Origin of the sequence: Candidatus Latescibacter sp. (assembly GCA_030692375.1) — a bacterium.
Taxonomy (GTDB): Bacteria; Latescibacterota; Latescibacteria; order Latescibacterales; family Latescibacteraceae; genus JAUYCD01.
This window is the reverse complement of record JAUYCD010000198.1, coordinates 1-5554: the sequence shown is the minus strand read 5'-3', so window position 1 is coordinate 5554 and position 5554 is coordinate 1. Positions and strand designations below refer to the sequence as shown.

General features: G+C 51.0%; 8 protein-coding genes. 7 read left to right on the top strand and 1 reads right to left on the bottom strand.

Annotated features, from left to right (window positions below; all coding sequences use genetic code 11):
* Positions 1–49: 49 nt before the first annotated feature.
* The 7 genes from Q8O92_12035 (at position 50) to Q8O92_12005 (ending at position 4205) form a co-directional block, all read left to right on the top strand.
* On the top strand, positions 50–400 hold the full coding sequence (locus Q8O92_12035) for a hypothetical protein (protein MDP2984044.1): 351 nt from the start codon (positions 50–52) through the stop codon (positions 398–400).
* Between the two features lie 127 nt (positions 401–527).
* Positions 528–794, top strand: coding sequence for a HEPN domain-containing protein (locus Q8O92_12030; protein MDP2984043.1), 267 nt, complete (start codon positions 528–530; stop codon positions 792–794).
* 152 nt (positions 795–946) lie between these two features.
* Positions 947–2185 (top strand): isocitrate dehydrogenase (NADP(+)), encoded by a 1239-nt coding sequence (gene icd / locus Q8O92_12025; protein MDP2984042.1) that lies wholly within the window; start codon positions 947–949, stop codon positions 2183–2185.
* Between the two features lie 204 nt (positions 2186–2389).
* Positions 2390–2584: a hypothetical protein gene (locus Q8O92_12020; protein MDP2984041.1), complete on the top strand. Its 195-nt coding sequence runs from the start codon at positions 2390–2392 to the stop codon at positions 2582–2584.
* A 107-nt stretch (positions 2585–2691) separates the two neighbouring features.
* The gene (locus tag Q8O92_12015; protein MDP2984040.1) at positions 2692–2868 is read left to right on the top strand and encodes a hypothetical protein; all 177 of its coding nucleotides are present in this window, start codon (positions 2692–2694) and stop codon (positions 2866–2868) included.
* Positions 2861–3064, top strand: coding sequence for a hypothetical protein (locus Q8O92_12010; GenBank protein MDP2984039.1), 204 nt, complete (start codon positions 2861–2863; stop codon positions 3062–3064). Before Q8O92_12015 ends, Q8O92_12010 begins: the two co-directional genes overlap by 8 nt.
* A gap of 97 nt (positions 3065–3161) precedes the next feature.
* Entirely contained in the window at positions 3162–4205 is a 1044-nt protein-coding gene (locus Q8O92_12005; protein ID MDP2984038.1) for a sugar kinase, read from the top strand.
* A gap of 176 nt (positions 4206–4381) precedes the next feature.
* On the opposite strand, the gene Q8O92_12000 is transcribed toward Q8O92_12005, so the two are convergent.
* On the bottom strand, positions 4382–5554 hold a 1173-nt coding region (locus Q8O92_12000), incomplete at its 5' end, for a DJ-1/PfpI family protein (protein ID MDP2984037.1).

Sequence of the window (5554 nt, the reverse complement as noted above, 5' to 3'; positions counted from 1 at the left end):
TGTTGCCGCTTCGCGGGAACGATGAAACCGTTGCCGTTTCTCGGGAACGATGAAACCGTTGCCGTTTCTCGGGAACGATGAAACCGTTTCGGCATCTATATTGAAAAGAAACGCAATAAAATATGTCGCCATGCATAAAAGACAAGCAATTCGCAAAGTTCGCAAAGGAAACACAGAAAAGAGGACCACGGCATGTGCGAACGGTTATTCTAACGGTTTATTAAACCATCTAAAAGAATATGCAAATGAAGAAACCAGGTCAAGGAATATTCTCTATGCTCTTGCATTTACCGGCGATTCTCTTATATTGATGCATGGTTATATTTCCATTTTTTATCAGGGCGTCACTGCAATGCATTCCTGCTTTCTTGATACTGTCAAAAATAATATGAAAAAATGAGAAAGCTGTGGAAATGACGTAACCATTGAAAAGTCTTTGACTTTTCAATGGTTACTTGGAAAAACGTTTCACGTTTTCCCACATTTCCACTGGGCAGAAATATTCAGCGGGAAGGTATCAGGATGTGATGGAAAATCGAAATGATGTTCGCTCGATGCTTGAGAAGGCTCGCGACAAGCTTGAAACGGCGAGAATCCTTTTTGAGAACAGGAAATTCGACGATGTGGTTTCACGGAGTTATTATGCCGTCTATCACGCACTGAATGCGGTGCTGATTTCAAGGGGATTATCGTTCTCTTCTCATGCCCAAAATATCGGGGTTTTCAACCGCGAATTCGTGAAAACCGGAGTGTTCCCCAAAGAATTTTCTGAAATTGTTCAAGGCCTGTTTTAAGACAGGCAAACAGGCGATTATGATTTCGATTCCTGGATCGATGAGGAGATCGCGCGGGAAAGCCTCGAAAACGCGGAAATGATCATCTCGAGTATCCAACGATATCTGGAAATATAATCAAAAAAGTCCTTCGACATTTGAAAGGAAAAACCGTGGAATTCAAATACTCTCAAGTACCAGAAGGAGAACGAATCACCGTCCAGGGTGAGACCCTGGTCATTCCGGACAATCCCATCATTCCCTTTATCGAGGGCGACGGCATCGGCCCCGACATCTGGAAGGCAGCCCGGATAGTCATGGATGCAGCGGTGGAAAAGGCATACGGCGGTGTGAGACGGATTGCATGGACCGAAATCCACGCCGGGCAGAAAGCGTATGACCGGACCAGCCAGTGGCTCCCGCAAGAGACTCTCGACGCTATCGAGCATTTCGTGGTATCGATCAAAGGCCCGCTTACCACACCGGTCGGAGGCGGCATCCGCAGCCTGAATGTCACCATCCGCCAGGTGATGGACCTGTATGCTTGCATAAGGCCGGTACGCTATTTCAAGGGGACGCCCTCTCCGGTGCGCGAGCCGGAAAAGTTGGATGTAATTATCTTTCGTGAAAACACCGAAGATGTGTATGCCGGGATCGAGTGGCCGTGCGATTCGGCTGAGGCGGTAAAATTCATTAATTTCCTCCGGGATGAGATGAAAATCAAAATCAGACCCGATTCAGGAATCGGAGTCAAACCCATGAGCGCTACCGGCACCAAACGCCTGGTTCGCAAGGCCATCAGGTATGCCATCGAGCACAAACGGCGCTCGGTGACACTGGTGCATAAGGGCAACATCATGAAATATACCGAGGGTGCCTTCCGTGACTGGGGCTATGAACTGGCCCGCGACGAGTTCCCCAACGAAACAATAACCGAAACAGAAGTTTCGGAAAAATTTAACGGAGAGGTTCCCAAGGGAAAAATCCTCATCAATGACCGTATCGCCGATTCCATGTTCCAGCAGATTCTCCTCCGTCCGGCCGAGTACGATGTGATTGCCACTCCGAATTTGAACGGCGACTATCTCTCCGATGCCTGCGCCGCCCAGGTCGGCGGAATCGGCATGGCCCCCGGAGCGAACATCGGCAATTTTACAGCGGTGTTCGAGGCCACCCACGGCACCGCTCCCAAGTATGCGGGAAAGAATGTTTCCAATCCATCGTCTTTGATCCTCTCCGGATGCATGATGTTCAGCTACCTGGGCTGGAATGAGGCGGCCGACCTTGTTTTCAGAGGGTTGGAAGGAGCGATAGCAGACAAGAAAGTTACCTACGACCTTGAACGCCTGATGCCCGACGCTACCAAATTGAGCACCAGCGAATTCGCGAAAGCTATTGTAGAAAGAATGTAAGGAAAAGAATGATTTCTCGCAGAAACGCAGAGAGTTATCTAATTTGGTCATATACATTTTCTGATGAAATGAAGACTGTTCCTTGATTATTGGGATTCAGGAACGGTAAGGATGAAAAACCTGTTGCAATGTAGCCGTTCAAGATATATTATGAGTACATGAATATAGGAAGAATATACATTCCGCGATAATTGAGGTTCGATAATGAAACCCTTGCGTGTGTATATTGATACATCAGTGTTCGGGGGATATTTCGACGACGAATTCTATGCGCCGACACGGACGTTCTTTGACCTTGCAAATAACCGGCTGTGTACGGTTCTGGTGTCCGATCTGTTGGTGGAAGAGATGGAGAACGCACCTCCCCGCGGGTTAGGGAACTCGTTTCCCGGAGCATAATCGAAGGTGCTGAGCATATCACAACAACAGAAGACGCACTTCTCCTGCATGAAGCATATCTTAGAGCGCGAGTCGTTACACGGCGGTATGCGGACGACGCACTCCATGTGGCGCTTGCCACGATCGCGCGGGCGGACACTATCGCATCGTGGAATTTCCGTCACCTGGTTAATCCGCTGCGTGTACGAGCTTTCAACGGGGTCAACACTGCGAACGGTTACGGCTCTGTTATTATATTGACCCCCGGTAATCTGGTTAAGATATTGGAGGCGAAAAATGATTAGGAAAAGAAAAGAATTCGACTGCATTGCCATGAAAAGGGAGTTACAGCGGAAGTATTATAAGGAAACCCGAGGTATGAGTCCTGAAGAATTAATTGTGCATATCCGCCGAAAGGTGGAAACTGGACCATTCGGCGAATTGTGGAAAAAGGGATCAGCTGGACAGCATGAAGAATCAGTTGCACAAGAGAAGAGATAGCGAATTAGAGGCTTATGAACTCTAAATTCGTTGTCTCCATAGTATGATACTATTTGTTGAATAGTCCAATGTACTATATGAATTAGAGGAGTCTTCTATGCCTGAAGTCATTACCTTCGGTGAAGTGATGATCCGCCTCATGCCTATTGACCACCTGCCGTTCGAAGAGGCGGACATGCTGTACTCGCTGGTCGGCGGTTCAGAATACAATATGGCGGTTTCCTGCAAAAGGCTGGGGCATTCCGCAATGTTTGTGACCGTGGTGCCGGACAACCCCTACGGCGCGCGGATCATCGCCCAGTGCGACCGGTTCGGAATCGGGGGCGGGGTGAAGAAGGTCAAGTTCGACGGCATCGGGAAAGTTCGCATGGGGCAGTATCTTGTGGAGGCAGGGTTCGGCTCACGAGGGGATGTGGTCACCTACGACCGGTACGGTTCGGCCATTTCTCAGGTGAAACCGGGCGATTTCGACTGGAAGAAGATTTTCGAGGGAGCGAAATGGTTCCATTTCTCCGGGATCACCCCTGCGCTCGGCCCCAAAGTCGCCGAGGTGTGCATCGAAGCCTGCGAAGCCGCACGCTCCCTGGGGTTGAATATATCCGTGGACCTCAATTACCGCGGCAAGCTCTGGACTAAGGAGGAAGCCCGCAAGACCATGTCAGGGATTGTGAAGTATGTGGATGTGGTCATCGGAAACGAGGAGGATTGCGCCACCTGCCTGGGCATCGTTCCCGAAGGTGTGGACGAGAACTACAAAGACCTGAAAACCGCATCCTACAAGGTGGTGGCGGATAAAGTCTTCGAAACCTGGAGCAATGTGCGGATGATCGCCACCACGCTCCGTGAGGTGAAACAGGCCAACATCAATATGTGGCGGGCGATTGTGGCCGACCGCGCCTCCGGCAGGCTCTATGAATCGAAGAAATACGAAGTCCATGTCATCGACCGTCTGGGTGGCGGAGATTCGTTCAGCGGCGCCCTGGTTTCGGGCATGCTCGAAGGGATGGACCTGCAGGAAGCGCTTGAACTGGCGGTGGCCTGGTCCAACCTCACCCATACCTATGTCGGGGACATTTGCCTGGCCACCCGTTCCATGGCCGAAAAGATCGCGGCGGGCGGCGGAGCAAGGGTGCAGAGGTAAAAAAACAAAGCATCTCGCAAAGTTCGTAATGAAAAAAAATTAGACAGGATTAACAGGATTAACAAGATTAGAATGAAACAAGAAATAAAACATGTAAATCTTGTAAATCATGTCTAATTTTTTTTCTTTCTCCATTGACTTTGCGGACTTTGCGAGAGAATATTCAAAGATTTCTCTTATTTCACCGTGGTCAGATACCCTACCACATACCGCATGAGCTCGGGCATATCCTCGTCTTTCGCGCAGGTAATGAGGTTACGGTCTCGGAACACCGGCTGGATAATCGGTGTGCCTCCGGCATTCCTTATATCGTTCGCCATGCCCGGTGTTACCGCAAAGGAATATCCCTTGACGAAATTGCCGTCGATGAAAATTGTGTGGCCCCAGTTAATAGATGCGACCAGCACGCCGTTCTGAAGGTTCTTGTTGATGAATGCGCGCACGTCCGGATACCCGCGGTAGGTGTCCGCCGCCCAGCCGCCGATGAGGATAAGGGCGTCATACTGCTGATTCGAGGCGTCTTTGGCGGCGATATCCGCCTTGATGGCGCCGACTCCCCTGTATTCCTTGCACTCCCCGGCCGAGTTGGCGACCAGGGTCACTAGAGCGCCGTTCTGTACCAGGCGGTCGCGGGGATACTTGGCCTGACGGTAATCGAAACGCTGGTCTATGACCACGGCGACCTTTTTGCCCTTGAGATACTGGTCTTTGGTGTGGGCTTTTGCCGCCGCTTCGCCGCCGTTGAACCAGTTGATGATGGCGTCGAGCATGGTGCCGTTGTCCGCCGGGCCGATGGCGGTAATCAGGTTGCCGTCTATCTGCGGGGCATCGTCATGCCAGATTCCTCCGGCGTTGATGAACTCCTGGTGACGGCGCACATTCCCGGTGACATTCTTCCCTTTGAGAATATCGGCGGCAACCGCGACGGTTACTCCGTGGCAGATGGGCGCCACGAGCGCCCCGCGGCTGTTGGTATCCCTCATGATCTTGATTACATCGGGGTCCTCACGCATCTCCATCGGGCAGAATCCGCCGACAATGAAAATGCCGTCCCAGACGGTCTTCAATGCCTCCTTAGGGTTGATGTCGGTCTTGACCACGAAGAAGTCGCGTATCACACTCGGATAATGGCTGACAATTTTTATGTCCGCGCCAGCCTCTTTCAGGCGCAGGGGGGTGTAGTACGCCTCGTCGATCTGGAAATCGTTGTCAAGGAAAACTGCGATTTTCTTCCCCTTGAGCGGCGCCGGATAGGGTTTGAAATCGTCGGCAGCGGATGCGGTAAACGCGGTGAAAGCCCCCAGAATCAGGGAAATAATCAGAAAACGCTTGAACACGGGAACCTCCTT

Coding starts and splice junctions, on each gene's coding strand:
- Q8O92_12035 (MDP2984044.1), top strand. CDS start 50: ATGAAACCGTTGCCGTTTCTCGGGAACGATGAAACCGTTTCGGCATCT.
- Q8O92_12020 (MDP2984041.1), top strand. CDS start 2,390: ATGAAACCCTTGCGTGTGTATATTGATACATCAGTGTTCGGGGGATAT.
- Q8O92_12030 (MDP2984043.1), top strand. CDS start 528: ATGGAAAATCGAAATGATGTTCGCTCGATGCTTGAGAAGGCTCGCGAC.
- Q8O92_12005 (MDP2984038.1), top strand. CDS start 3,162: ATGCCTGAAGTCATTACCTTCGGTGAAGTGATGATCCGCCTCATGCCT.
- Q8O92_12010 (MDP2984039.1), top strand. CDS start 2,861: ATGATTAGGAAAAGAAAAGAATTCGACTGCATTGCCATGAAAAGGGAG.